This window comes from Mycetocola sp. JXN-3 (assembly GCF_014522285.1).
GTDB lineage: Bacteria > Actinomycetota > Actinomycetes > Actinomycetales > Microbacteriaceae > Mycetocola > Mycetocola saprophilus.
This window is the reverse complement of the sequence record NZ_CP041635.1, coordinates 1308246-1333881: the sequence shown is the minus strand read 5'-3', so window position 1 is coordinate 1333881 and position 25636 is coordinate 1308246. Positions and strand designations below refer to the sequence as shown.

Genomic DNA, 25636 nt, shown 5'->3' with positions numbered 1-25636 from the left:
ATGACCCCATGCGTCGGACGGCGACATCCGTGGGTGTGAGCTCGGTGTCGGATCGCTAGGGTCGGCCCTACGACCCCGCGTCTCGTGCCCGTCCTTCCCGGCCGAGGCGGACGGCTTTTCCGGGGCGAGCGGCTTTCCCGGCTCGGGCGGCCTTCCCGGGGCGAGCGGCTTTCCCGATTAGGGTGCCTTTTCGTGTTCCGGTCGTTTTCTTGGCTCGTGCGGGTTTTCCTGCTCCAATGGCCTTCCCCGCTCCGGGAGCCTTCCCGGAGCTGGTGTCTTAATCGGAGCGGGCGGCTTTCTCGGCTTGGGCGAGGCATGGCACGGTAGCGTGGAGTACAACGCTTCACTCGCAGCCCCTCGGAAGGACCCCCGATGACCACGCCCGAAACCTTCACCAGCCCGTCCCCCGAGACATTTCCCGCGAGCACCGCCACCGAGACGGACACGATCGAGGCCGCGGTTGAGGGAGCCCTCACCGTGGTAGCGGCCTCGGCGGCCCGCCCCCGGGCCATCGTGACCGGCGCCACCGGAGGCATGGGACTCGAGATCGTCCGCGACCTCGCCCGCACCCATGACGTGATCGCACTGGGCCGCTCGGCCGCTCGCCTCGCCGAACTCGACGCTCTCGCCGGCGTGACCGCTCGCGCAGTGGACCTCACCCGACCCGACCTGATCGCCTCAGAGCTGGGTGATCCCGGCCCCGTGGACGTGGTGGTACATGCGGCGGCACTCGGTGACAAATTCTCCGTCGAGACGGCCACCCCCTCCGACTGGCTGACCCAGCTCACGGTGAACGTCGTGGCCGCATCCGAGCTCACCCGGATCCTGCTGCCGACCCTGCGCGAGCGCGAGGGCACGGTGATCTTCATCGGTTCCGGTGCCGGCACCAACCCGGTCCCCGGTAGTTCCGTGTATGCGGCAAGCAAGCACGCCCTGCGTGGACTCGCCGATTCCCTGCGCGTCGAGGAGGAGCAGTACCGCGTTCGGGTCGCCACGGTTGCCCCGGGCCAGACCGACACCGAAATGCTCCGCGGCCTGATCGATACCAACGACTACCGGCCGGAGCGCTACATTCGCCCCGAGTCCGTCGCCCAGGCCGTGCGTTTTGTCGTGGATGCCCCCGCGGACATTCATCTGACGGATGTGGCCGTGCGCCCCCGCCGCGAACTCAACCGGTACTAGCCACCGCCCGCCCCACAGGTCTTGATCGACCGCACAAAAACACACACCGAGGCATCCTCCACAGGATAGGTCCGCCATCCAGTTCTCCCCAGCGTGAACTTCCCAACCCCGCTATCCCCCGCCATCACGAAGGCTGGGTGGCATGAACCAAACACTCACACAGCCTCAGTCGCGCGCCCATTTCCCGCGCTTCGCATCCAGAATCCTCGCCGCACTCTTGCTCCTGCTCGTCGCCTTCGGCATCGAAGCCGCCTTTCCGGCCACCGCCCCGGCCACGAATACGGCCACTGCCACTGCGCTACCGGAGACCATCACAGCGACCGCCGCCGCACACCCCCGAGGCGTGGTGCCGCCAAGGGCCGTCACCACGGTCACCGCCCACCCCGGAGTCTTGCCGCGTCCGCAAGCGCTCCCTCCCCTCTCGATACCTCCCGAAACAGTGAACACCGCCCCCGCCGGACGCAACACAGTCGGACCGAACACACACGGGTTTGTCCCTTTGCAGACAATCGCTTTCTCGTCCGTGAAGCCTACAGACCGAGTCGATGCCGAGCGTCGGAACCATCCCAGTCGGTGGCCCTGGCCGATCCCCACCCCGGTGAACGTAATCGAGGAGTTTCGTGCGCCGCCAAACCCTTGGAGCTCCGGCAGGCGCGGGATCTCTCTGGCCGCAGAGACCGGCACAACGGTGCTCGCGCCGGCCGAGGGCAGGGTGTCTTTCGTGGGGGTGGTGGTCGATCGTCCCGTCATCACCATCGAACATCCCGGAGGTCTGCGGACCAGCTACGAACCCGTCGATTCGACACTCGCTATCGGGGATCGCGTGAGCCTCGGTTCCCCCATCGGCACCATCACCTCCGGCGGCGTATGCCCACAGATGTGCCTACACGTCGGGGTGCGATCCGGTGATGAATACGTTAATCCGCGTCGTTATTTTGGCAGTCGCGCCCGGCTAGTTCTGCTGACCCCCTAGGCGACATCACGCGATATCGACTCGAGCAAGGCAGGCTCGTCAGGGTCCATACACGGCCCACGTTTTCACGAGCATGAAAACTTACCGACAACATGGGGAAAAATGTACGTAAGGCTTGCCTAACCTAATGTTTGCCAATAGATTATCAACACGAACGGATCAGGTTCAGCTATCGCCCGATAGTGATCCGGTCGCCGTTTTCGCAAACGGACGTAACGCATCCTGGCAAGACCGCAACAGGCTGCCCGCCACTACCTCGGCGGGCAGCTGCGGTTGCCACGATCTCACCGCCTCCAGTTCTCGCAGTCTCGCAGTCTCGCAGTCTCGCAGTCTCGCAGTCTCGCAGTCTCGCAGTCTCGCAGTCTCGCAGTCTCGCAGTCTCGCAGTCTCGCAGTCTCGCAGTCTCGCAGTCTCGCAGTCTCGCAGTCTCGCAGTCTCGCGACGGAGGATACTCGGTTTCCATGCATGTGAGCGCCGGATAGCGGAGGCTCTATGCGCGCGGGTGAGCGATTCGATAGGCGTCGCGCAACCGTTCGGTCGAGACGTGCGTGTAGATCTGAGTAGTCCCCAAGGAGGAATGGCCCAGCATTTCCTGCACGGTTCGCAGGTCGGCACCGCCATCGAGTAGGTGCGTGGCAGCGCTGTGCCGCAGGGCGTGTGGTCCCGATGCCGTCGCGCCGGGGAGCGCTCCCAGGTTCTTGGCCACCAGTGAGTACGCGGCCCGGGTGCCCAAAGCGCCGCCGCGAGCACCCAGGAAGACGCGATCCACCTCGACGCGCAGGAGCATCGGACGGGCACGCACGAGGTAGGCTTCGAGCGCCGATCTGGCGGGCGCGCCAAACGGCACAACCCGTTCCTTGCCACCCTTTCCCCACACTCGAATGGTGAGACGTTGGAAATCAATGTCGTGCTGCGTCAGGGCGCATAATTCGGCCACGCGAATGCCGGTTGCATAGAGGAGTTCAAGGACGGCGCTGTCGCGAAGTTCGAGCGGGTCGCCTTCGACGGCTCGGCTGCGGAGATCATCAAGCAGTTCCCGCAGCGGCTCCTGGGCAACCACCTTGGGTAGGCTTCGCCCGGCACGCGGCGCACGTAATCGAGCAGCAGGGTCGTTCGAAATCCGATTGTTGTGAGCAAGCCAACTCGTCCACCCACGAACCGCCGCGGCATGCCGGGCAAGGCTGCTTGGGACAAGCCCGCGCTGGCTCAGATCCCACAGCCAGTCTCGCAACAGCTCCAGGTCAATATCCGCGACCTCAAAGACGTTCCGAGGTTCCGCAAACTCGGCGAGCGACTGCAGGTCGGCACCATACGCGCGCACGGTCGCCGGCGAATACTGGCGTTCGGAATGCAGCACGTCGAGATACTCCTCGATGGTCAAACGAATCTGCATGTCCCCATGCTGTCACATGGAATCGATTTGCGGATCTCGCCGGGGCCCGGCTGGACGTCACTCTTCCGGCTGCACTCGGCACGTCTGGCCAGGACCAATCGCTTTCGCCCGAACAAACCCAAACTTTTCCTGTTCAAACCTCCTCCGTTCAAACCTTCCCCAAACAGGCGTCCCCCACACGCACTTCCCCCAATTAGGCCTTCCCCCAAACAGGCCTCCCGCAACCAAGCCTCCCCCGAACGAACCTTCTCCATTCAGGCTTTCCCCATTCGGACGTTCCGCATTCAGGTCCTCTCGATGCGCGGGTTGTCCGTTCGGGCGCGGCCGGTTGATGCGTTGTGTTTCAGATCGCGCCTGTCAACGTTGACCCCCACTTCCATGCGTGGGCCTACGGTCCGGTGGCGCCTTGAGAAGCCACCCCTCACCGCTGTCAAACACCTCTTCGTGTAACGCCAGGAAACCCAGAGCCGCACGCACGGTAGCAAACGAGAGCCCCGCGTCTACGGCAATTTCTTGAGGTGACCGGGGCCGGTACCGGGTCAAACAGTCCCGCACCCGTGATATCTCCGAAGCATCCACACCCTGCGAAACCGAATACTCATTCGTCCCGCCACGTCGGCTCGATGCTGCGGCGGGTTCCCCCACGCTGCCAACCAAGGATGAATCGGACATGTGAGGGATGAGCGCGGGTGGCACCCCCGCGCTCGGTGAGGCCACACTCGGCGTCGTTCCCGTCGGCGGCACCGCGGTGCGTGAAGTCGCGATTGGCGGTGTCACGGCGGCTCGGGGTGTTGCAGGTGGCGGAGCCAAGATAGGAAGTGGCGTCGCAGATTCTGCCAACCCGGCCGGCGGTGGCTTCGGAGGGAGAGAACCAGCTCGAGGGGTGTCAGCCGGCGGGAGGGGATCTTCCGGCCGGGAGCCGGTCGGAGGGCTTGGAGTGCCGAGGTCCCAGGTTGAGGGTCCGTCCAGCGATCTGCCCGGTGCCGAGAGTGTTCCTGGATACTGCGTCGAGGTGTCGATCACGATCGGGACCTCGGGGTAGTCGGGCACAAGGGTGTCGCTCTCGAGAAGTCTCCGAGGCGCAGTATTGCGCTTCGAGGACCGCGGAGCCTCGCCCGGATCGGGTTCCAAGTAGCCGGCGTCGTCCGCGTAGAACTTAGACGAAGCAGGAGATGGAGTTGAGGCCACGGCGGCTCTGGGTTGTGAACCCCGGGACTCTTCGCCCGCCGAAGCTGTAACGGTAGCGGAGTCCGCTCTCTCTCCGTGATCCGCTTCCGCCGTATTGGCAGTGGACGTGTCAGCGGAGGGCGCATCGGTGCGTGCGCTCTTGATGGGGGTATTTGTGAGCGCGCTGGCGGGGTGGCTGTCGCCCGGCGAGTCGGGGGCCGTCAGGTCCGTGGGCGGTGTGGGCGTCGCGGTCAGGGGTTCGATCAGCTCGACCACCGTCTCCGCATCGGTAATGAGCTGAGCACCGTATTCACGCAGGAGCCGGTGGCATCCCGCCGAGGACGCATTGGTGACCGGGCCCGGTACCGCGCCCAGTGGACGGCCGAGCGTGGCCGCATGCCCCGCGGTGTTCAGAGAACCGGATCGCCACCCGGCCTCCATGACCACGGTGCCGCGCGAGAGGGCCGCGATCAGCCGGTTACGCTGTAGGAAACGCCACCGTGTGGGCGAGGTGCCGTTGGGAACCTCGGAGATGATCACCCCATCGTGGAAGATCCGGGAGAGCAGGGCTTCGTGCCCGGCCGGATACGGGCGATCGGCACCCCCGGCAAGCACCGCGACCGTCTGGCCGTGGCTGGCAAGCGCGGCTCGATGCGCGACCGCGTCGATTCCGTATGCCGCCCCGGAAACGATCGTGTATCCACGCTCGACGAGTTCGGTCGCGATCTCCAGGGTGACTGACTCTCCGTACCTGGAGGAGGCACGCGCTCCCACCAGTGAGACCGAATTCGCGCTGGCTTCGAGGGTGTCCAAATTGCCACGCACCCAGAGGCACAGCGGGGCATGCGACCCCAGGTCGTTGAGGGCAAGCGGCCACTCGTGGTCGTGAGGGCCGACGATGACCGTGTCGGTGCGGCCGGCACGATCCAGCACGTCTAAGACCCGACCGGCGGCAAGGCGCGGCCGCCAGCGCGCCAGCGCGCGCTCGGCCCGCTCCAGGGTGACCTCGGGGTCCAGGTCGCCGGCATGATGCTCAAGCATCACCGCGGACCAGTACCGCGCGGGTTCATCGCGCACCAGTGCGTTGAGCGCCGCGGGGGCGCCGAGAACGTCGAGGAGCTCATGGGCCGCCGAGTCGCCCGGTTCCACGATGGATGACCATGCCGCGCGGGCAAAGGTATCTAGCAGGGCGGCTTCATCCTCACGGCCCAGCGCGTCGTGTTCGGACGTATCGAGTCCAGAAGAATCGTGATGAACGACCTCGGGGCTAGCGAGGCGTCGGGCGGGCGCGTCACGAGCGGTGGTCTCGCGACCGCGGTCGGAGACGGGATCCGTGGGGTCACGCCTGACCGCGGCGGCGGCATCGAGGACGCGTGATCGGGGCAGACCAAACAGGGTGGCTCTGGGCATGTCTATTCCTTGGTTGTGAATCGGATAGTGGTCGCGGCAAGCGGGGGGGCTCACCGTCATTTCGGCTGAGTGGGAAATCCTTCCCGCAGTGATGGGGTTAGGTGGGAAACCCTTCACGCAAATCGAGCGCGTGAGATACATCGTCAGCGGTCGGCACGCCGTGTTCGGCCAGGTCGGCGACCGTCCATGCGACTCGCAGGACCCGGTCATAGCCGCGCATACTGAGACGCCCGCGAGCAAGACTGTGATCGAGCACGCTGAGCGCTTCCGGCGTTATCTGGCGCGGCCCCTCCCGCAACCAACTACCGGGCACCTCGGACGCCTGAGTCCACGGGGTATCACGCAGCCGGTGCCGCGCGCGATCACGAGCCTGATGGATCCGGGTGCGGATGGCCGCATGATCGTGATGGGGACTATCCCGAGCGAGTCTGAGTTCGGGCAAGGTCAGCGGGTTCACGCGGATTCGGATGTCGATCCGATCCAGCAGCGGGCCCGAAAGCCGTGCCTGGTAACGACGAATATTTTGTGCCGGGCACCGACACCGCATGTTTTTGTCATCGTAGTAGCCACAGGGGCACGGATTGGCCGCAAGAATTAGTTGGAAACGACCGGGAAAGGATGCGGCCCCGATGGCCCGGTGGATCACGATTTCTCCGGTTTCCAGGGGTTGGCGCAGCGTATCAAGCACGTGACTGGGAAACTCGGCCGCCTCGTCCAGGAACAACACCCCGTGGGCGGCACGGGCCGCGGCACCGGGACGAATGAGTGCACTTCCGCCACCGATGATCGAGATCACCGAGGCGCTGTGGTGCGGAGCCTCCCAGGGCGGCCGGGTCGGGATTCCCGCGTCCAGGGAGTCTCCGTTGACCGATCGAACCGCGGCGACCTCGAGTGCCTCCTCGAGGGAGAGATCGGGCAGCAGTGAGGGAAGCCTCGCGGCCAGCATGGACTTTCCCGCCCCCGGAGGCCCGATCATGCCGAGGTGGTGGCCTCCGGCGGCGGCCGTGGTGAGCGCGTCCACGGCGACATCCTGGCCGATGACATCCGCCAGCGAGGGCTCGGCACCCGGCAACGAATCCCGGAGTCTCCGGGGCGCGGTGCCGAGCGTGGCACCGGCGCCGTCCGCCTCCATGTCCCCACCGGGGCGGCCGCCCGGCGTGATCGTTGACCCCGCGGGCTCGGACCGCCCGGGTTCACCAGGTGATGCAGGTGCAGCAGAAGCGACGGGTGCACCGGCCGGCTCCCCCGCTCCCGCCCCTGCCAAAACGGAGTCGCCCGGGAGTGTGACGGTTCCGGCGTGGACCAACACCCGGGGGTCATCGATGGGTTCGAGGTCGGCCCCATGCCAGATCGCGGCGGCGCGCAACGATTCGATCGGGATGATCTCGACCCCGGGTACCAGCTGAGCCTCGGGGCCGTTGGCGGCCGGGACCATGATGCGCAAAAACCCCGCATCCCGGGCGGCGAGTACGGCCGGCAGGATTCCCCGGGTGGCACGCAGCCGCCCGTCCAGGCCCAACTCCCCCAGGTGGACCACCCGGGCCACCGATTCCAGCGGCAGTCTTGCGTCGGCCGCGAGACAGGCGAGCGCGATGGCCAGATCGAACCCGGCTCCGGCCTTGGGGAGGCCGGCGGGTGAGAGGTTGACGGTGATGCGCCCGGTGGGCAACCGGCACCCCGAGTTTGTCGCGGCCAGCCGCACCCGACCCTCGGCCTCCCCCAGGGAGCGGTCGGCCAGACCGATGATGACCAACCGCGGCAGACTCTGTGAAATATCGGCCTCCACCTCGACCATTGCGCCGTGGATCCCCAGCAGCGAGACCGCCCACGTGCGTCCCACACTCATGAGACACCGCACAGGTATTTGATCCGCCCCACACTCATGAGACACCGCACAGATGTTCGATCCGCGGCGCACTCATGAGACACCACGCAGGTGTTCGATGCGTGGTGCACCGGGAACCCCCAGAGTGACCCCGATGGCGTCGAGGCGAATTCGGCCGGAGAATCGATGTTGGAGCCGCCACTCCTGAGCGACGGCATTCATATGGCTGAGCTTGAGCGGGGTGATCGCCTCCAGCGGGTCCCCGGCACCGCGCGAGCGCCGGGTTTTTACCTCCACAAAAATGAGGGTGCCCGCGCGATCCCGGGCGATGATATCCACCTCCCCGTACTGGCAACGCCAATTCTGGCGGGCAATGGTAAATCCGTGCTCGCGTAAATAGTCTGCGGCGATTGCCTCGCCCTCACGGCCCACCCGCTGATTGCTGTGTCGGCCCCGTCGTTTGGTCATGGGTCCACCTCCTGGTCCCCATCCTCCGGCGCTCACTCACCCCAATCCGAGCCTCTGCCAAACCTGTGGAGAATTGTGTCGCTCGCGCCACCTGTGGAGGAAGCGCCGCACGGCAGCACCGGTTCGAGTGATCACGCCGAGCATCCCGACGCCCGAAGTACCCGAAGTACCCCAGGCACCCCAGGCACCCGAAGTACCCGCAGTACCCGCAGTACCCGCAGTACCCGCAGTACCCGCAGTACCCGCAGTACCCGAGGTTCCCGAAGTACCCCAGACACCCGAGGTACCCGAAATGCCCGATTCTTGGCCCCAACCCGTGCCCGGTTCGACACTCCGAAGCGTGACCCCAATCAATTCGATATACGCTTACATTCGCCACTGACTGACGATGAGGTTTTTGTGTCGACCACCACTTTTGAGCCCGCGCACGCGCGTGATTTTGCGACCCTCGGGGCCATCCTGTTGGAGGCCGGGGAGTCGGTCACCACCGTGGGGGCCTCGCTCCAGGAGGTCCGCACCGCGCTGGACCTGATGACACTGGAGTTCTCGGTGTTTCCCACGCTGATCCTGGTGACGGAGACACACAGCGGCGCCACCGTGAGCGTGACCGCCCGCACCGAACTCACCTTCCGCGAGGCGGCGGTGGCCAATCAGCTTCCCTCTCAGCTTCGTCGTGGACAGGTGCGCCTGGATCAGGTGCCGGAGCTCGCCCAGAGCATGCGGTCCCGATCAAAACCCCGCTCGTTTTGGCGGACGGTCCTGGGCAATGCGGTCACCGCCGCGTCCTTTGCGACCCTGTTCCAGAGCCCCTGGTGGGCGATCCTCACCGCCCTGGTTGTGGGGGTTATCGTCGGAATGATCATGGGGGTATTCGAACGCTCCCGTCCCGGCGTGGCCCTGCAACCCTTCGTGGTTTCGTTTATCTCCACGGTCCTGATCGGACTGGCATCCAACTGGCTCTCGTTCCCGAATATCTCGCTGTTTGCGGTGGTGGCACCGGTTGTGGTGCTGGTGCCGGGATCGGTGATCGCCAAGGCACTGCTGGAGGTGACCTCCTCCGACGTCATCTCCGGTGCCGCACGCATGGTTGGCGGACTCATGATGATGGGGTTCATGCTCGCGGGAATCGCCGCGGGTTCGGTGCTCACCGGCCTGGCGGTGGATCCGACCACCTCGTCGCTGGTGGGTGAAATCACCCGTCCGGCCCAACACGGAGGCTGGGAATCCACCCCACCGCTGTGGGCGGTCTGGCTCGGGGTGATCGGGTTGGCCGCGGGTGTCAGCATCATTTTCCAGGCGGGGACCAAGCTGAGTCTCGCCTCGGCCGTGATCATGTGCGCAGCCTATGCCGCCGCCCTGCTTTTCACTCCGGTCCTTGGCGCCGCCGTGGCCATCGGTGCCGCGGCCGGCGTGGTGTTCCTCGCGGCCAAGACGTTGGAGCGGGTACGCCCGGCGCTCCCCGCGGCGGTCACATTCTTCCCCGCATTCCTGCTCTTTGTTCCGGGGACCGTGGCCCTTGTGTCCCTGGCGACGCAGAGTCAGGGAGCGGTGATCGCCGCGCTCACCTCGTTCCTCAGCCTGTGCATCGGCATCCATGTGGGCGGACTGATCGACCTGTGGCTCGACAAGACCGTCTGGCGTCTACACCGCGAACGCACGACGGCCGCCGTGCTCCCGTTGACGGGCGCACGCACGCTCCGCAGACCGTGGCATCGGCAGCGCTAGGGACGTTAGGGAACACTCGCCATAGCACCCGGATACCTCGCTAGCATCCACAACCGCATTCGAATCGGCTACCCCAGCGGCACCGTGCCCTCGGCACCCAACCGCTTCATCACCATCGTCGAGGTGAGACGCTGCACGCCGGGGAGCGCGCCCAGCTCGGTGTCGTAGAGCTCCTGATACGCGGCAATATCTCGGGTGAGCACCCGCATCATATAGTCGGGCTCACCAAAGAGACGCTGGGCATCGACAACGTTGGGGATCGCGACCACGGCCTCCTCAAACGCGGTGATCGTGTGCAGGTCGGTGTGGCTCATGGTCACAAAAATCAGCGCCTCGAAGGTGAGCCCCACGGCCTCGCGCGCGACGACCGCTCGATAGCGTTCGATCGCCCCGGACGCCTCGAGTTCGCGCAGCCGACGGTGACAGGAAGACAGGCTGAGCCCCACCCGAGTGGCCAGATCGGTTGCGCTCATACGCCCGTCGTCCTGAAGCAGTGAAAGAATCTCCCGGTTAATAGCGTCCATAGCACCCATTCTTCCAGCAAACCCGGCAAGTCGCGCGTCATTGCGTAGCACCTCTCGCGAAATTCTTCCTAGAATCTTCGACTATAGAGGGAAAGGATGCGTGATGGATCTCGCTTTGATGACACAGTTTTGGCTGGTCGCGGTGCTCCTCGTGCTCACCCCGGGAGCCGACTGGGCGTACGCGATTTCCGCGGGGCTGCGGGCCCGCACCATCGCCCCGGCGATCCTGGGAATGGCCTGCGCCTACACGATTATCGTGGTGATTCTGGCGCTGGGCGTGGGCGCGCTGGTCACCGCCGAACCCATCACCCTCACCATGCTCTCCCTGGCCGGATCGGCCTACCTGATCTATCTCGGCACCAGCACCCTGGTCCAGCGTGCGGGCACCCTGGCCCCCAGCGACCAGGCCCTGGATACCCGCTCGGCGCACCAGTTCTTCCGCGGTATTGCGGTGAGCGGGCTCAACCCCAAGGGTCTCCTGCTCCTGCTCGCCCTGCTACCCCAGTTCCTCTCCCCGGTCGGATGGCCGGCGGCCGATCAGATGCTGGTCCTGGGTGGGCTGCACGTGATCAACGGAATCGTGGTCTACTCGATCGTGGCCGTGCTCGCCCGGCGACTGCTGCGCTCGCGTCCGCGAGCCACCATGCTGGTCACCCGTGGGGCGGGCATCGCGATGATCGGTGTGGGCCTGGGGATCCTGATCGAGCAGGTCCTGAAAATGTTCACGCTCTAGTTCGGGGAGCGTAAGGCCGTGGCACACCCGGTGCCGCTCACGCGTGAGCGCGCTCACGCACGGGAGCGAATTCCGCGCTAGCGTAGAGCACGTGCGCGCATCCGTCCGGCACCGGGCAAGGCGCCGCCCTAATACCCGTTCGAAGGATTCCCCGTGAGCACCCCCCCCCCGCCACTGACCCGCCTGCGCGTGCTGCTACCGGGCCTCGGATTCGCCCTGTTTGCCGCGGTTGTGGCCCAGGGTATCCACCTGGTCACCCCGGCGGTGCCCGCGCTTACCTGGGCCGTTCTGCTGGGCATCATCGCCGCCAATGTTCCGGCAACCTCGCGAATCCTGCGCGGGATCGGGGCACCGGGGATCGCATTTGCCGCCAAAAAGCTGATGCGGCTGGGCATCGTGCTCCTGGGCCTCAAACTGAGCATCGTGGATGTCGCGGGCCTCGGCTGGCCCACCCTCCTGGTGGTGGTCGGGATCGTCATCCTCACCTTTATCGGGACCCTCTACGGCGGCAAGCTCCTGCGGCTCCCCGGCGACCAGCCCCTGCTGATGGCCGCCGGTTTTGCCATCTGCGGTGCCTCGGCAATCGGCGCGATGAGCGCGGCCACCGGTGCCAAGAGCCGGGATGCGGTCGCCCCGGTCGCGATGGTCACCCTGTGTGGGACCCTGGCGATCGCGGTGCTCCCGCTGGCCGGACACCTGATCGGGCTGAACCCAACCGAGTTCGGCTTCTGGGTGGGTGCGAGCGTGCACGATGTGGGACAGGTGGTGGCCACCGCCCAGACCGCGGGGGCGAGCGCCCTGGCCATCGCGGTGGTGGTCAAGCTGACCCGGGTGATCCTGCTGGCCCCGATGGTGACCGGCACCGCGCTGGTCGTTCGTGCCCGGGAACGACGCAACTCGACGCCCCAGGAATCCCCGGTCTCGGCGAGCCTCCCGCCGATCCTGCCCCTGTTTGTCGCCGGCTTTTTGCTGATGATTGTGCTGCGCAGCTTCGATCTGGTGGCCCCGGGCATCCTGGACATTGCCGCCCAGGCGCAGGACTGGCTGCTGGCCCTGGCCCTGTTCTCCCTCGGTGCCGGCGTGCGCGTGGGTGAACTGCGGCGCGGGGGCGCGCGGACCGCGCTTTTGGCGCTGGCGTCCTGGGTGTTGATCGCGCTGCTCGCCCTCGCCGCCGTCTGGCTGCTCCAGCCCGGCGCGTAGGCCCGGCACCGCGTAGCCCCGAAAACGCAAAATCCGGGCGCCCCATCGGCACCCGGATTTCACGGAATGTCGGGAAAGCTAGCTCTTTTCGGCCAGGGCCTTGTCCAGGGCCGCGCGAATGTCGTCGAGGCGGGTGAGCTGGAGCGGCTCGTTATCCACGAAGATGGACGGGGTGCCCTGCAGCCCGAAACGGGTCGCGGCATCCAGGTCCTCCTTGACCCGCGCCTCGGTGGCCGGGTCGGCGATGGCCGCATCATAGGCGGCCATGTCCAGGCCCAGCTGCTCGGCATAACCGCGGAAGACCGATGCCTGCGACTCTGCCTTGTGGCTCCACTCCTCCTGCGTCTCGAAGAGCTTGTTGTACATCGCCTCAAGCTTGTCCTGGCGGGCCGCGGCCTCGGCGGCGAGGGCGGCGGGGCCGGAGTTGGGGTGTCCGTTCAGCGGGAAGTAGCGCAGCACAAAGGTGATCTTGCCCGCGTAGTCCTTCCGGACCTGCTCCATATACGGGTGCACCGCCGCGCAGGCCTCGCACTCGAAATCGAGGAACTCGGTGAGCACCACGGCGTCGGGACCGGCATCATCGAGGCGGTGGCTGTTTTCGGCGACAACGGACACACCGTTGGAGGCGGAGGGAGACGCTATCTCCTTTTTCTCGAACGGTTTTGCGATTACCAGGTACACCACCCCCGCCGCAATAAGAAGGAGGGCGACAACGGCAATCTGAATTCGAGTACTGGTACGCATCGAGACCCGAGCCTAGCCGAAAATCCGGCCGAAAACACGAAGGCGGCCAGCGCGGACAAAAGTCCACCCTGACCGCCTGGCGATCGTCACGACGCCGGGAACCTACTTCCCGAGGGAGAGATCCTTGGGGATCTCGAAGTCACTCGGGTTGAGTTCCTCGACGTTGACGTCCTTGAAGGTGAGCACCCGAACGGACTTCACGAAACGGTCCGAACGGTAAATATCCCACACCCAGACATCGTTCATCGTGATCTCAAAATAGAAATCGTGCTCGGTGTCCTGACGCACCAGGGTTACCTCGTTGGCGAGGTAGAACCGGCGCTCGGTCTCGATCACATACTTGAACTGGGAAACCACATCGCGATACTCGCGGTACAGGGCGAGCTCGACCTCGCGGTCGTAGTCCTCAATCTCGTCATCATCCATGGTGTCTCTATCCTAGACGCTTTCGGGTGTTGTGTATGCGCCGAGCCACGTGGCGCGGTGCTGCGCGGTCAGGCCGTGTTCACGCACGGCGGTGAGGTGAGCGGGCGATCCGTACCCCTTATTTCCGGACCATCCATATTCGGGATGGGAGGCGTCATGCTCCTGCATCAGGGTGTCCCGCTCGACCTTGGCGATGATCGAGGCGGCAGCCACCGAGACGCAGTCGCGGTCGGCCTTGACCCGAGTACGCACATCCAACGGAGATGCCAGCCCCGGGGAGAGCCAGTCGTGGGACCCATCCAGCAGGATCGTGGCCCCGGCGACATCGGCCCCGGCCTCATGCAGGATTCCCAACGCGCGCTTGCCGGCCAGAGCCAGCGCGGGCACGATGCCGATCCGGTCCACCTCGGCGGCGCTGGCCATCCCCACCGCGTGCAGCGGTGCCCAGGCGCGCACCAGCGGTTCCAGCACCGTGCGCTTCTTCTCGCTGACCAGCTTGGAATCGCGCAGGCCCTCGGGGGGCATGCCCAGGCCCGGCACAAACACGGCCATGCCCACGGCGACGGGGCCGGCGATCGCGCCGCGACCCACCTCATCGCATCCGATGATCAGCCGCGAACCGGTCGCCAAAAACTGCGTTTCCACCTCGTCGGTGGGTAATACTGCGGGCATTACTTCTTTTCTACGCCGTTGAACACGTCGGGATAGTTGCCCAGGCCGCTCCAGCGGTCAAAGGGCCAGGTGATCACGAAGGCTCGACCCACTACGTTCTTGATCGGCACAAACCCCTTAGTGGGGCCGTCCTGGTTGAAGCGGGAATCCAGCGAGTCATAGCGGTTGTCCCCCATGACCCACAGGCTGTCCGGGGGCACGGTGACCTTGAAGTTCACGCCGGAGACGCTCTGGTTTCCGTTGAGCTTCACATAGGGCTCGTCCAGGGGAACCCCGTTGACGGTCATCTGGCCGAGCGCGTTACAGCACTCGATCACGTCGCCCGGGAGACCGATCACCCGCTTAATCAGGTGATCGTTGTTATCGGGTGAGGCCAGTCCCACCAGCGAGAGGAACCATTCCCCGGCACCCACCAGCGCATTGGCCGGCTGCTGCTTGGGGGTAACCGGCAGCCATCCACCCGGGTCGCGGAAAACCACGACGTCACCGTGCTGAAGGGGCACCACGTTGGGCACCAACTCGTTCACCAGGATGCGGTCGTTGACCTGCAGCGTGTTCTCCATCGACCCCGAGGGGATGTAGAACGAGCGCACCAGGAAGGTTTTCACCAGGAAGGACGCCAGGATCGCGATAACCACAATGACCGCAAGATCGCGGACGAAGTACCATCCACCGCGCTTCTTGGTAGCGCGCTTATTACGTCGCGAGGGTAGATTCTCCCCCGCCAGAATGCTATCTGTCATTTAACCGCCCGAGCTCCCCACCAGCATAGCGGTGGGGAGCTCGGTTATTCTGACGGCTTGCCGTGAGAGATATGAAGCAGCGCTTAGAAGTCGCGCTTCTCCTTGATCTTCGCCTTCTTACCGCGCAGCTCGCGCAGGTAGTACAGCTTGGCGCGACGGACGTCACCGCGGGTGACAACCTCGAGCTTCTCGATTACCGGGGAGTGCACCGGGAAGGTACGCTCCACGCCAACCTGGAAGCTGACCTTGCGGACCGTGAAGGTCTCGCGAACGCCGTCACCCTGGCGACGGATAACCGCACCCTGGAAGACCTGGACACGAGAGCGGGTGCCCTCGATGATGTTTACGTGAACCTTGACGGTGTCACCGGGGCGGAAGGAGGGGATGTCCGCCTTCAGCGATGCTGCATCGACTGCGTCGAGGATATGCATTTTAGTTCGCTCTCTGTACCCGCCACAGGTCGACTACGAAAATAGGAATTTAACGAATGGTGTGTATCCGCGAGGATGCCGGCTCCCCTGTGGCAGAGCGTGGCCGCGGCACAAGGGGTAATTATGTCACACTTCCGCACACGCACTCAACTTGAGTGAGTGCGGGCGCGGACTAGGAGTCGCGCGGGCGCTCCTCGATCACGATGTACTCGCCGTCGTCCTCGAATCGCGGCCCATTCGCGCCGGGCTGACCGTTTGCGCCGGGCTGCTGCTGGGCGAGGCGCTCAAACTCGGCCATGGCCTCCCGGGTGCGCACCGCGGCCTCGCGGAACAGTCGCCAGATGGAGTACCAGAGCGCCCCGAGTCCGGCGATGACCCCGAGCACACCAAACAGTGCCATCGAGGGGCCGAAGATCCCGAATCCGATGATGGTTGCGTGCCAGATCGCCAGCACGGCCACATCGCCCCGCTCCAGTGCCCGCTGTCGGCGCACCTGAGCACGACCGTAGATCAGCAGGGTCACGGCGAGCAGCGCGATAAACAGCACGGGCATCGTGAACAGGAGCCCGAGGAAGTCCCAGCCGTTGTTGTTGCCGTCGAAAATCACCCAGCCCAGTAGTGGCCACAGCGGCAGAAGCACCACGGCCAGGAACATCCAGCGAAGGAAAACACGACGAACGAACATACCTCCAGAATACGGTGTTCGCCCCGTGGAGGATATGCCCGGGCATCGTTCCCGAGGATGATTTCGCGAGGGGCGTAGCAGCCTATACCGCCGGCTCGGGCAGGATGATGGGTTCGGTTCCGGGGTTGCGATGAGCACCGGGCTCGGCGGAGGGTTCCGATCCGGCGGGACTCCCGGCACGCTCCCCTGCCGACACCGACGCGGTTCCCGCCAGTCGAACCCGGAGCAGACGCAGGGCGAACTGGATCATCGGCCCGATGCCCAGGGCGAAGATCACGGTACCCACCCCCAGGCCACCGCCGAGAGCCCAGCCACCCAGGGCCACGATCACCTCGATGGATCCACGCACCTTCCAGATCTTCCAGCCGGTGCGGGCGGTCACCCCGGTCATCAGCCCGTCGCGGGGGCCGGGGCCCAGCCCCGCCCCGATATAGAGGGCGCTGGAGAGGGCCAGGAGTACCATTGCGGCGACAAACAGGACGATCCGCACCGGGAACGATTCGATCGGCGGGAGCAGGGTCAGGGCGAAACCGGCGACCGGGCCCACCGTCAGCGCGTTGACCAGTGTCCCGATTCCGGGCTTCTGGCGCAGCGGAATCCACAGCAGCATGATCAGGAAACTGAGGATGAGCACACTGAGGCCGAACTCGATGCCCGTGCGCACCGAGAAGCCCTGCGAGAGCACGTCCCAGGGCGAGAGGCCGAGATCCGCACGGACAAACAGGGCGATCGCGATGCCATAGCCGGCCAGCCCGACCAGAAGTCGGGTGGTGCGCAGGAGCGGATGGGTGCCGGTGAGGAGGTGGTGCATGGGGTCCTTCTTTAACGAGATACCCGGGCAGGCACCCGGGGAGAATCCCATCGTCCGCCAAATTGGCACCCCTCAACAGTGCCACATCGGATAAAGTGGCACCATGTCACCAGCCACGCCGCCCCCGGTCTCCCCCAGCAGGCTCGTCCGCGCGCTCGGCGACTGGCAGCGCCCGGACCAGCCCACCTATCGGGCCCTGGCCGCGCGCATCCGGCTCCTGCTGCTGGATGGACGCCTCGCGGCCGACACCCGTCTCCCCGCCGAACGCGATCTGGGAACGCGGTTGGGCCTCAGCCGCAACACGATTGCCGCGGCCTATGCGGCCCTGCGTGAGGCCGGGTATGTGACCAGCGTGCGCGGATCGGGCTCACGGCTGTGCCTGCCCGGCGGCGAACGCGGCGAGAGCGACCTCCTGCGCACCAGCGCCATCGACTTTCGACGCGCCACCTTCACCGCCTACCCGGGTATCACCGACCTGTATGCCGAGGCGGTCGAGCGCCTCCCCGATCACATCAACGAGTCCGGCTACGACATCCACGGCCTGCCGATGCTGCGCGAGGCGATTGCCGCGCACTATGTGGGGCGCGGCATCCCCACCACCCCCGAGCAGATCATCGTGACCAGCGGTGCCCAGCACGCGATGCACCTGGTGACCCACGCGCTCATCCGGCCCGGAGAACGGGTCCTGATCGAGCACCCCAGCTATGCACATGCCTTCGACACCCTGGCCGCCGGGGGCGCACGCCTGCTCCCTCTCCCGATCGAACCCGAGGGGTGGGACGTCGCGGCCGCGACCGAACTCCTGCGCCGCGCCCGTCCCAGCGCCGCGTACATCATGCCGGACTTCCAAAACCCCAGCGGGGCGAGCCTGGCCGAGGAGGATCGCCACGCCCTCGTGCGGGCGGCCGCGCAGGCGGGCACCACCCTGATCGTCGACGAAACCACGTCCTGGCTCGACATCGACCGAGGCGAACGCACCGGGCTCGCCGCGCTCTCCCGCGATGTGGTGACCCTCGGCTCGCTGGGCAAGGTGGTGTGGGGCGCGATGCGGATCGGCTGGATTCGCGCGCCCCGGCCGCTCGTCGACCGGATTCTCGCGGTTCGATCCGGGGTGGATCTGGGCACCGCGATCCTGGAACAGATCGTCGCAACCCTCGCCCTGCGCGATATCGACGCCGTGCTGGGGTTCCGCCGGACCCAGCTGCGTGACAGCCGCGATCACCTGGTCGGGCTGCTGAACGAACACTTCCCCGAGTGGAACACGCACGTGGTCAACGGAGGCATGTCGCTGTGGCAGCACACCGGAACCATCTCGACCCTGGCCCTGGCCGATGCCGCCCGCGCCGAGGGACTGGCGATCATCCCCGGGACCCGCTTCGGGGTGGACGGAGCCTTCGACAACTACCTCCGCCTGCCCTTCGGCTACACCAACGCCGACCTCACCGACGGTGTTTTGGCGCTGCGCCGAGCGGCCGATGCGGTGGGTTCGCCGAGCGCCCAGCGCCGGGTGTTCGAGCCGGTGGTGTAGCTCACCCCTGACCGTGGATCGCTGTTTCCGCGCGGCCATATGCGTGAGTGGGGTGGATCCTGCGAGAATGGATGCATGATTGAACTGCGCACCCCCGAAGAGATCGAGCAGATGCGTCCGGCCGGACGCTTCGTGGCCGAGGTCCTGACCGCCCTGGAGGAGAAGGCCGCGGTGGGTGTGAACCTGCTGGAGCTGGACGAGCTGGCCCATAAGATGATCCGGGACCGCGGTGCCGAGTCCTGCTACATCGACTATCACCCCTCGTTCGGCGCCAGCCCGTTTGGCAAGGTGCTGTGCACCTCGGTGAATGACGCCGTGCTGCACGGCCTGCCCCACGACTATGTGCTCCAGGATGGTGACCTGCTGAGCGTCGACTTCGCCGCCTCGGTGAACGGTTGGGTGTCCGACTCGGCGCTGTCGCTGATCGTGGGGACCGAGCGTCCCGAGGATCGCCACCTGATCGAGATCACCCAGAACGCCCTGGAGGCCGGCATCGCCCAGGCGGTGGTGGGCAACAAGATGGGTGACATCTCCAACGCGATCGGCGCGGTTGCCACCGTCGCCGGGCTGAAGATCAACACCGACTTCGGCGGTCACGGCGTGGGTCGCACCATGCACGGCGAGCCGCACGTGCCCAATAAGGGCCGCCCCAACCGTGGATTCCCGCTGCGCGAGGGCCTGGTCATCGCGATCGAGCCGTGGTTCCTGCACACCACCGACAAGCTGGTCACCGACGCCGATGGCTGGACCCTGCGCTCGGCCGACGGCTCGCGCGGTGCGCACCAGGAGCACACCGTGGCGATCACCGCCGACGGTCCGATCATCCTCACCGCCCGCGACTAGCGGACCCTCCCAGCGCCCCGGCCTGTGCTCGCACGGCCGGGGCGTTCCGCGTGCGGATGGGCCTAGCCGCGGCGTGCCCGCGCCACCGCCCCACCATCGTCGACGTGGTGGCGCAGCGCGAAGAGCAGATCCGCGCGGGCGTGGGCATCCTCCAGGTCTCGGCCGAGCAGGGACTCGACCCGCTGGATCTGACGCCGCACCGCGTTTCGATGCAGATGCAGGGCGCGGGCCGCACGATCCCAGCCGCCATTATTGAGCAGCCAGGTGTAAAGGGTACCGATCAGCTCGGCGGAGTCCGGGGCCTCCAACAGCGGTTCGAGCACCGCGTGGGCGAACCGGTCGGAGAGGTCGGCGGGGATCAGCGCACCCAGGCTGCGCAACTCCTCCCCCGCCACAATCGACCGCTCGGCCTCCCGTGCCCGCGGCAGCAGCAGCTCGGCCTCACGTACCGCGGTCGCGACCTCCTGCACGGGATACCCGGCGCTGATCCCGGCGATCCATCCGCGACGCTCAAGCGCCCGCAGCACCTCGGTACCGGGCACCTCGGCGACCAGCGCGCGCAGGGATCCCGCACGCTCATCCACAAACGGGGTGTCCAGCGCCAGCCGCCACCAGAGCAGGTCGGCGGGGCGCGCGGGTTCGCCGTTCTTGGCCACCGCGACCACCGTGTGCACGCGGCGGGAGGACCCCGCGTTCAGCGCGGTGGCGACCAGACGTGCCCAGCGCTCAACACCCGCCGGGTCGATCGGGACGCCGTCCACCAGAAGTAGCATCATCAGCTGATCCAGGGCGATGGTCTGTGAGCGAGGCAGACCCTTGGCCACCCGAATCAGATCGGCGGCGAGCGAGAAGCCGGTGCGGTCCTCGCTCAGCACGTGGTCCTTAACCAGCACCAACACGGTGTCCCGCACCGCGCGCTGTCCCTCCTCGGTGATCCGCCGGGCCACCAGCTCGCGCCCGTCCTCGGTCACCCCAAACACCATGCCCTCGCCGGCATCCAGCAGCGCATCGGCCTGGGCAAACAGCGGCGCCTCGGGGTCACTCCCGCCCGCCGAGAGCACGTCCGTCCCCTCGCGCAGCAGCACGCGGGAACCGGTTTCGGTGGCCAGAACTTCGATCACCCGTCGCTCGGGCTGTGCCCGCAGCACGGCCGCCGTGAGCCGGCGCGCGAGCGTGCTGACGGTCTGCAATCCGCGCACCCTCAACCGCTCCAGCTCGGCGGCAAAGTGGGCGGTGACCTGCACAAACGGGACCGCGCGATCCACCCGCACCAGCGGCAATCCGATCCGATGACACGCGTCGATCAGCGGCCCGGGCACCTCGCGATACACCGGCTCGACCCCGAAGCCCAGCGCCGAGATCCCGCTCGCACGCAGCCGGCTCACGTAGGTATCGAGGGCGCTCTCGGTCTGCGGGAGGCCGAGTCCGGTGATCAGCAGCAGCTCATACCCGGAGAGGTATGTGCCGGGCTCCTCGAGCTCCACGACCGCGCAGTGGGTGATCACGATATCCGCGGGGTCCGTGTCGCCGGGCACGAGCAGCGTGAGTCCCAGCTCGGGTGCGGCGAGCAGCGTGCCCAGCGACACACCGGTGGGCCGCGGCGGTGCCCCCGCCGGACGCGCGGTGCCGGTGGACGGGAAATCTGGCGACATGAACCCTCCTCGCGGGATAAATCATCCTATCTACCCCTAATTCGGGATAGTTTACACACGTACCGGCCGGGATTTCCTGGCTAGCCTGACCGATAAGCAATGACGCGGCACCACCCCCGGGCCGCGTTCCCCCACACACTTTCGGGAGGACAACGTGGTCCTGGACTATATCGTGATCGCGGTCTATATGATCGTGATCCTCGGCGTCGGCTACTGGGGCCTGCGCCGCTCCAAAACCAAGAGCGACTACCTGGTGGCCGGTCGCCGCCTGGGCACATTCATGTACTCGGGTGCCCTCTCGGCCATCGTGCTGGGTGGAGCTTCCACCGTGGGAGGCATCGGCCTCGGCTACACCCACGGACTCTCCGGCGCCTGGCTCGTGGTGGCCATCGGCCTGGGCATCCTGGTGCTCAGCGCATTCTTTGCCAAGCGGATCGTCAAGCTCAAGGTCTACACGGTCACCGAGATGCTGGACCTGCGCTACGGCGGCAACTCGGGCCTGATCTCCGGCGTGGTGATGTTCCTCTACACACTCATGCTCACGGTGACCTCGACCCTCGCCTACGCCACGATCTTCCACGTGCTGTTCGGGATTCCCAACATCGCCGGCATCGCGATCGGCGGCACCGTGGTGATCGCCTACTCGGTGATGGGTGGCATGTGGTCGATCACGCTGACCGATGTCGTTCAGTTTGTGATCAAGACCGTCGGCATCCTCTTCCTGCTCCTGCCGATCTCCCTCGCCCACGCCGGCGGATTCAGCGGGATGGGTGAGCGCCTGGCCGACTCCTTCTTCTCCCCCTGGTCCATCGGCGGGGCCACGATCATCACCTACATCGTGGTGTACACCCTCGGCCTGCTGATCGGTCAGGACATCTGGCAGCGTGTGTTCACCGCCCGCACCCCGAAGATCGCAACCCGCGGCGGCCTGGCCTCGGGCATCTACTGCCTGATCTACGGCATCGCCGGAGCCCTGATCGGCATGGCCACCCGCGTGCTCTACCCCCACCTGGAATCCCCCGATGCGGCGTTTGCCACCATCGTGCAGGACGCCCTGCCCCCGGGGGTACGCGGACTCGTGCTGGCCGCGGCCCTGGCGGCGATGATGTCCACGGCGAGCGGGGCGCTGATCGCCTCGGCCACCGTGCTCACCTCGGATATCTTCCCTCGAATTCGGGCGATCTTCAGGCCCGGCACCGAGAGCTTCTCGCAGACCGGATCGCTCGTGGTCTACCGGGTCGCGATCCTGGTGCTCGGGATCGGCACCGTGGGTATCGCCTCGGCCGTGGACAGCGTGGTCGCCGCGCTCACCATCGCCTACAACATCCTGGTCGGCGGCCTGTTTGTCTCGATCCTCGGCGGGCTGATCTGGAAGCGCGGCACCCGGCTCGGCGCCTGGGCCAGCATCCTGACCGGCACGGTCGCGGTGGTCATCACGATGTTTGCCACCGACATTCTGGCCAATGAGCCGATCTACTTCGGCCTGGGCATCAGCCTGGTCACCTACGTCGTGGTGAGCCTGCTGACCAAGCCCACCGAGCCCGAGATCATGACCGAGTGGTCGCGCCGACTCTCGGCGAGCGACAGTGAGGACATCAACGTGTCCCACCCGGAGACGGCGACCATCCGCTTCGACCCGCACGCCCACTAATTCCTCGTTTCTTGCACCTCCGCAACACCCGCGAAAGGACACACCATGTCTGCACACCCGCACCTTCCCGCATCACTGAGCGCCAACGCCGCGCGCGTGGTGGAAAACGGCTTCACCGGACCGGTGAACTCCGCCCTGGTTCCCCGCTACAGCGGCCCGGCGACCTTCGCCCTGCTGCCGGGCATCGAGACCGTCGAGCACGCCGACGTGGCGATCCTCGGCGCCCCCTGGGATGCCGGAGTTTCGTTCCGCTCGGGGGCGCGGTTTGGTCCCGAGCACATTCGTTCGGCCAGCCGACTGCTGCGTCCCTATAACCCGGCCCTGGATGTGTCCCCCTTTGCCGGCATGCAGGTTGTGGACGCCGGGGATGTGGCGCTCAACCCGTTCAACATTCCCGAGGCGCTTGGCGTGCTCCAGGACACCGCAACCTCGCTGGTGCGTGGCGGCACCTCGCTGGTGACCCTGGGCGGGGACCACACGCTGGCCCTCCCGCTGCTGCGTTCGGTGGCCGCGGTGCACGGCCCGGTCGCGCTGCTGCACTTCGATGCCCACCTGGACACCTGGGACACCTACTTCGGGGCCGAATACACCCACGGCACCCCGTTCCGGCGGGCGGTCGAGGAGGGCATCGTGGACACCGAGGCCATCTGCCACGTGGGCACCCGCGGTCCGCTCTACGGACACCGTGACCTTGAGGAGGACCGCCGCTTCGGCTTCGGGATCCTCACCTCCGCCGACGTCTTCCGCCGGGGCGTGGATGAGATTGTGGCCCGGCTGCGCGAGCGCGTGGGGAACCGGCCGCTGTACGTCTCGATCGACATCGACGTACTGGACCCCGCCCATGCACCCGGTACCGGAACACCCGAGGCGGGTGGGCTCACCAGCCGCGAACTGCTGGAGATTCTGCGTGGCCTGGCCGGGCTGAACATCGTCGGGGCCGACGTGGTGGAGGTCGCCCCCGCCTATGATCACGCCGACATTACCGGGGTTGCCGCCTCCCACGTGGCGTATGATCTGGTGTCGCTGCTCGCGCTGCGCGACGGCGGAAAGGGAACCCGATGAGCACCCCCGAATCCCAAAGCCCCGGGCCGATTCTCGACGATGGCGCGGCCCCGGAACCTCGCGCCGCCAAACGGGACGCCGACCGCCCCAGAATCGGCGGGGACGTGACCCTGGAAACCCTGCGCGCACTCGGTGCCCGCGCGGTGGTGGGCCTGCCCGGCCAGCACGCGCTGGGCCTGTTTGACGCGCTGCGCCGCAGCGACCTGCACTATCTGAGCTCCCGGGTCGAGAACAACGCGGGCTTCATGGCCGACGGGCTGGCCCGGGTTTCGGGATCGGTCGCCCCGCTGCTGCTCTCCACCGGACCCGGCGCGCTCACCTCGCTCGCGGCGCTGCAGGAGGCCGCGGCCTCCTCGATTCCGGTGCTGGCGATCTCCGCGCAGATCCCCGTGGCCGGACTCGGCGGCGGGAGGCACGGCTACCTGCACGAGCTGCCCGATCAGTCGGCCTCGTTCCGCGGGGTCGTGAAGTCCACCTTTACCGTACGCACCCTGGCGCAGATTCCCTCGGCGCTCACCGCCGCCTGGGAGCTCGCGCTGGAGGCCCCGGCGGGCCCAACCATGGTGGAGATTCCCGAGGACATTCTGCTCGCCGATGCCGCCGATCTGGTGCCCCCTGTGCGGGCGATCGCGCCGCAGGTGCGCGCCCATGCGCCGCGTCCCGAGCTGGTCGAGGCCGCGGCCGAGGCCCTGGCCGGTGCTCACAATCCGGTGATCCTCGCCGGTGGCGGGGTGGTCCGAGCCGGCGCGCGGGACGAGCTGCGCGCGGTGGCCGAGGCGCTGCAGGCCCCGGTGGTCACAACCTTCGGCGGCAAAAACGCCTTCGACTGGGCGCACCCGCTGTCGGCGCGATCCTGGCTGGAGGACATCGCGGTGACCGAGTTCCTCGAGGCGGCAGACGTCCTCCTGGTGGTGGGCAGCGGGCTCGGCGAAACCTCGAGTAACTATCACACGTTTGCCCCCGGCGGCCGGGTGATCCACATCGAGGCCGATCTCGGTAAGGTCACCTCCAATCACGCGGGGCTGGGCATCCACGCCGATGCAAAACTCGCGCTGGGGGCGCTGGCCACGGCGCTGAGTACCGGCGAGATCACCTCTCGCTCGGTGCGTGAGGAACGGGTGCGCGGCCGGATCGACGGGCTGCTCGACACCGTGCTCGCCCGTCTCGACGCCCAGAGCCTCGGGGCCGAACGCGCACTGATCGATGCGCTGCGCCGCGCGGTGCCCGATAATGTCAACACCTACTGGGATATGACGATCCTCGCCTACTGGGCCTGGTCGGCCTGGGATCCGCGCGGCGGGGAGTTTGCCAGCGCGCAGGGATCCGGCGGCCTGGGCTACGGGTTCCCGGCGGCGATCGGGGCGGCGTTTGGGCACCGGGTCGACGGCACCGACGCGCCCGTGCTCGCGGTCTCCGGAGACGGCGGCGCGCTCTACGGGATCGCCGAGCTGGCCACGCTCAAGCAGCACAACCTCAACGTCACCTGGCTGATCATCGACGACGGAGGGTACGGGATCCTGCGCGAGTATATGACCGGTGCCTTCGGCGCGGCCACCGCCACCGAGCTGGCCCGGCCCGACTATGTGGCCCTCGCCGAGGCGTTTGGGATCCCCGCCGAGCTCGTACAGCCTGAAAACCTGGCCGGGGCGATCGAGGTGGCCCTGGCGGCTCCGGGCCCGCGGGTAATCGTGGTGCCCACGGTCCTCGGACTGTTCGCCCCGACCCACCTGGACCGGCTGGCGTAGCTCGCAACACAAAAGTCCCCGACACCGCTGGGTGTCGGGGACT

At 66.7% G+C, this 25636-nt stretch carries 23 protein-coding genes; 10 read left to right on the top strand and 13 right to left on the bottom strand.

The genetic code is table 11. The features are described from left to right. Window positions 1–372 precede the first annotated feature (372 nt). A complete protein-coding gene (locus C7C57_RS06105) occupies window positions 373–1182 on the top strand; it encodes an SDR family oxidoreductase (RefSeq protein WP_187977970.1) in 810 nt (269 codons plus the stop codon). A gap of 142 nt (window positions 1183–1324) precedes the next feature. Further along, window positions 1325–2155: a murein hydrolase activator EnvC gene (locus C7C57_RS06100; RefSeq protein WP_187977969.1), complete on the top strand. Its 831-nt coding sequence runs from the start codon at window positions 1325–1327 to the stop codon at window positions 2153–2155. A gap of 490 nt (window positions 2156–2645) precedes the next feature. Here the strand turns inward: C7C57_RS06100 and C7C57_RS06095 are convergent, their stop codons facing one another. The 4 genes from C7C57_RS06095 to C7C57_RS06080 all read right to left on the bottom strand — a co-directional run bounded on the left by C7C57_RS06095 (window position 2646) and on the right by C7C57_RS06080 (window position 8418). Further along, on the bottom strand, window positions 2646–3548 hold the full coding sequence (locus C7C57_RS06095) for a tyrosine recombinase XerC (protein ID WP_187977968.1): 903 nt from the start codon (window positions 3546–3548) through the stop codon (window positions 2646–2648). 357 nt (window positions 3549–3905) lie between these two features. Beyond that, window positions 3906–6125 (bottom strand): DNA-processing protein DprA, encoded by a 2220-nt coding sequence (gene dprA / locus C7C57_RS06090; protein WP_187977967.1) that lies wholly within the window; start codon window positions 6123–6125, stop codon window positions 3906–3908. Between the two features lie 97 nt (window positions 6126–6222). Next, on the bottom strand, window positions 6223–7971 hold the full coding sequence (locus C7C57_RS06085; RefSeq protein WP_187977966.1) for a YifB family Mg chelatase-like AAA ATPase: 1749 nt from the start codon (window positions 7969–7971) through the stop codon (window positions 6223–6225). 72 nt (window positions 7972–8043) lie between these two features. Further along, window positions 8044–8418: a YraN family protein gene (locus C7C57_RS06080; RefSeq protein WP_187977965.1), complete on the bottom strand. Its 375-nt coding sequence runs from the start codon at window positions 8416–8418 to the stop codon at window positions 8044–8046. A 399-nt stretch (window positions 8419–8817) separates the two neighbouring features. Between C7C57_RS06080 and C7C57_RS06070 the strand changes: the two genes are divergently transcribed. Then, window positions 8818–10143: a threonine/serine exporter family protein gene (locus C7C57_RS06070; protein ID WP_051701559.1), complete on the top strand. Its 1326-nt coding sequence runs from the start codon at window positions 8818–8820 to the stop codon at window positions 10141–10143. Window positions 10144–10211: 68 nt separating this feature from the next. Here C7C57_RS06070 and C7C57_RS06065 read toward each other — a convergent pair whose 3' ends face one another. Next, window positions 10212–10667, bottom strand: coding sequence for an Lrp/AsnC family transcriptional regulator (locus C7C57_RS06065; RefSeq protein ID WP_030148726.1), 456 nt, complete (start codon window positions 10665–10667; stop codon window positions 10212–10214). A gap of 118 nt (window positions 10668–10785) precedes the next feature. Between C7C57_RS06065 and C7C57_RS06060 the strand changes: the two genes are divergently transcribed. Continuing rightward, on the top strand, window positions 10786–11400 hold the full coding sequence (locus tag C7C57_RS06060) for a LysE family translocator (RefSeq protein ID WP_255505789.1): 615 nt from the start codon (window positions 10786–10788) through the stop codon (window positions 11398–11400). A gap of 153 nt (window positions 11401–11553) precedes the next feature. Beyond that, the gene (locus C7C57_RS06055; protein ID WP_255505788.1) at window positions 11554–12600 is read left to right on the top strand and encodes a YeiH family protein; all 1047 of its coding nucleotides are present in this window, start codon (window positions 11554–11556) and stop codon (window positions 12598–12600) included. Window positions 12601–12678: 78 nt separating this feature from the next. On the opposite strand, the gene C7C57_RS06050 is transcribed toward C7C57_RS06055, so the two are convergent. From C7C57_RS06050 to C7C57_RS06020, 7 genes are all read right to left on the bottom strand, one after another. Beyond that, window positions 12679–13344: a thioredoxin domain-containing protein gene (locus C7C57_RS06050; RefSeq protein ID WP_187977962.1), complete on the bottom strand. Its 666-nt coding sequence runs from the start codon at window positions 13342–13344 to the stop codon at window positions 12679–12681. A gap of 102 nt (window positions 13345–13446) precedes the next feature. Then, complete coding sequence (locus C7C57_RS06045) at window positions 13447–13770, bottom strand: DUF2469 domain-containing protein (protein WP_030148722.1); 324 nt, start codon at window positions 13768–13770, stop codon at window positions 13447–13449. A 12-nt stretch (window positions 13771–13782) separates the two neighbouring features. Further along, window positions 13783–14442: a ribonuclease HII gene (locus tag C7C57_RS06040; protein WP_187977961.1), complete on the bottom strand. Its 660-nt coding sequence runs from the start codon at window positions 14440–14442 to the stop codon at window positions 13783–13785. Then, entirely contained in the window at window positions 14442–15185 is a 744-nt protein-coding gene (gene lepB, locus C7C57_RS06035; protein WP_187977960.1) for a signal peptidase I, read from the bottom strand. The genes C7C57_RS06040 and lepB overlap by 1 nt, the downstream gene beginning before the upstream one ends. Before the next feature lie 83 nt (window positions 15186–15268). Next, a complete protein-coding gene (gene rplS, locus C7C57_RS06030; RefSeq protein ID WP_030148719.1) occupies window positions 15269–15616 on the bottom strand; it encodes a 50S ribosomal protein L19 in 348 nt (115 codons plus the stop codon). A gap of 172 nt (window positions 15617–15788) precedes the next feature. After that, entirely contained in the window at window positions 15789–16301 is a 513-nt protein-coding gene (locus C7C57_RS06025; protein ID WP_187977959.1) for an MFS transporter permease, read from the bottom strand. An 82-nt stretch (window positions 16302–16383) separates the two neighbouring features. Further along, window positions 16384–17112, bottom strand: a complete 729-nt coding sequence (locus C7C57_RS06020; protein WP_187977958.1) for a YitT family protein — start codon at window positions 17110–17112, stop codon at window positions 16384–16386. Between the two features lie 103 nt (window positions 17113–17215). On the opposite strand from C7C57_RS06020, the gene C7C57_RS06015 reads away from it, so the two are divergent. Further along, window positions 17216–18640 (top strand): PLP-dependent aminotransferase family protein, encoded by a 1425-nt coding sequence (locus tag C7C57_RS06015; protein WP_187977957.1) that lies wholly within the window; start codon window positions 17216–17218, stop codon window positions 18638–18640. 75 nt (window positions 18641–18715) lie between these two features. Further along, window positions 18716–19483 (top strand): type I methionyl aminopeptidase, encoded by a 768-nt coding sequence (gene map / locus C7C57_RS06010; RefSeq protein WP_187977956.1) that lies wholly within the window; start codon window positions 18716–18718, stop codon window positions 19481–19483. Between the two features lie 62 nt (window positions 19484–19545). Here map and C7C57_RS06005 read toward each other — a convergent pair whose 3' ends face one another. Next, a complete protein-coding gene (locus tag C7C57_RS06005) occupies window positions 19546–21135 on the bottom strand; it encodes a PucR family transcriptional regulator (protein WP_187977955.1) in 1590 nt (529 codons plus the stop codon). 154 nt (window positions 21136–21289) lie between these two features. Here C7C57_RS06005 and C7C57_RS06000 point away from each other — a divergent pair, with 154 nt between their 5' ends. The 3 genes from C7C57_RS06000 to C7C57_RS05990 are packed head-to-tail and all read left to right on the top strand — an operon-like array spanning window position 21290 to window position 25593. Further along, window positions 21290–22786 carry a sodium:solute symporter gene (locus C7C57_RS06000; protein ID WP_187977954.1) on the top strand — a complete coding sequence of 499 codons (1497 nt, stop codon included), beginning with the start codon at window positions 21290–21292 and terminating at the stop codon, window positions 22784–22786. A gap of 45 nt (window positions 22787–22831) precedes the next feature. After that, on the top strand, window positions 22832–23848 hold the full coding sequence (speB, locus tag C7C57_RS05995) for an agmatinase (protein ID WP_081863869.1): 1017 nt from the start codon (window positions 22832–22834) through the stop codon (window positions 23846–23848). Beyond that, window positions 23845–25593 (top strand): thiamine pyrophosphate-binding protein, encoded by a 1749-nt coding sequence (locus C7C57_RS05990; protein WP_187977953.1) that lies wholly within the window; start codon window positions 23845–23847, stop codon window positions 25591–25593. The genes speB and C7C57_RS05990 overlap by 4 nt, the downstream gene beginning before the upstream one ends. The last annotated feature ends 43 nt before the right edge of the window (window positions 25594–25636 follow it).

Coding starts and splice junctions, on each gene's coding strand:
- C7C57_RS05990 (WP_187977953.1), top strand. CDS start 23,845: ATGAGCACCCCCGAATCCCAAAGCCCCGGGCCGATTCTCGACGATGGC.
- C7C57_RS06045 (WP_030148722.1), bottom strand. CDS start 13,770: ATGGATGATGACGAGATTGAGGACTACGACCGCGAGGTCGAGCTCGCC.
- speB (WP_081863869.1), top strand. CDS start 22,832: ATGTCTGCACACCCGCACCTTCCCGCATCACTGAGCGCCAACGCCGCG.
- dprA (WP_187977967.1), bottom strand. CDS start 6,125: ATGCCCAGAGCCACCCTGTTTGGTCTGCCCCGATCACGCGTCCTCGAT.
- rplS (WP_030148719.1), bottom strand. CDS start 15,616: ATGCATATCCTCGACGCAGTCGATGCAGCATCGCTGAAGGCGGACATC.
- C7C57_RS06105 (WP_187977970.1), top strand. CDS start 373: ATGACCACGCCCGAAACCTTCACCAGCCCGTCCCCCGAGACATTTCCC.
- C7C57_RS06085 (WP_187977966.1), bottom strand. CDS start 7,971: ATGAGTGTGGGACGCACGTGGGCGGTCTCGCTGCTGGGGATCCACGGC.
- C7C57_RS06040 (WP_187977961.1), bottom strand. CDS start 14,442: ATGCCCGCAGTATTACCCACCGACGAGGTGGAAACGCAGTTTTTGGCG.
- C7C57_RS06060 (WP_255505789.1), top strand. CDS start 10,786: ATGACACAGTTTTGGCTGGTCGCGGTGCTCCTCGTGCTCACCCCGGGA.
- C7C57_RS06025 (WP_187977959.1), bottom strand. CDS start 16,301: ATGTTCGTTCGTCGTGTTTTCCTTCGCTGGATGTTCCTGGCCGTGGTG.
- C7C57_RS06050 (WP_187977962.1), bottom strand. CDS start 13,344: ATGCGTACCAGTACTCGAATTCAGATTGCCGTTGTCGCCCTCCTTCTT.
- C7C57_RS06095 (WP_187977968.1), bottom strand. CDS start 3,548: ATGCAGATTCGTTTGACCATCGAGGAGTATCTCGACGTGCTGCATTCC.
- lepB (WP_187977960.1), bottom strand. CDS start 15,185: ATGACAGATAGCATTCTGGCGGGGGAGAATCTACCCTCGCGACGTAAT.
- map (WP_187977956.1), top strand. CDS start 18,716: ATGATTGAACTGCGCACCCCCGAAGAGATCGAGCAGATGCGTCCGGCC.
- C7C57_RS06080 (WP_187977965.1), bottom strand. CDS start 8,418: ATGACCAAACGACGGGGCCGACACAGCAATCAGCGGGTGGGCCGTGAG.
- C7C57_RS06020 (WP_187977958.1), bottom strand. CDS start 17,112: ATGCACCACCTCCTCACCGGCACCCATCCGCTCCTGCGCACCACCCGA.
- C7C57_RS06100 (WP_187977969.1), top strand. CDS start 1,325: ATGAACCAAACACTCACACAGCCTCAGTCGCGCGCCCATTTCCCGCGC.
- C7C57_RS06065 (WP_030148726.1), bottom strand. CDS start 10,667: ATGGACGCTATTAACCGGGAGATTCTTTCACTGCTTCAGGACGACGGG.
- C7C57_RS06005 (WP_187977955.1), bottom strand. CDS start 21,135: ATGTCGCCAGATTTCCCGTCCACCGGCACCGCGCGTCCGGCGGGGGCA.
- C7C57_RS06015 (WP_187977957.1), top strand. CDS start 17,216: ATGTCACCAGCCACGCCGCCCCCGGTCTCCCCCAGCAGGCTCGTCCGC.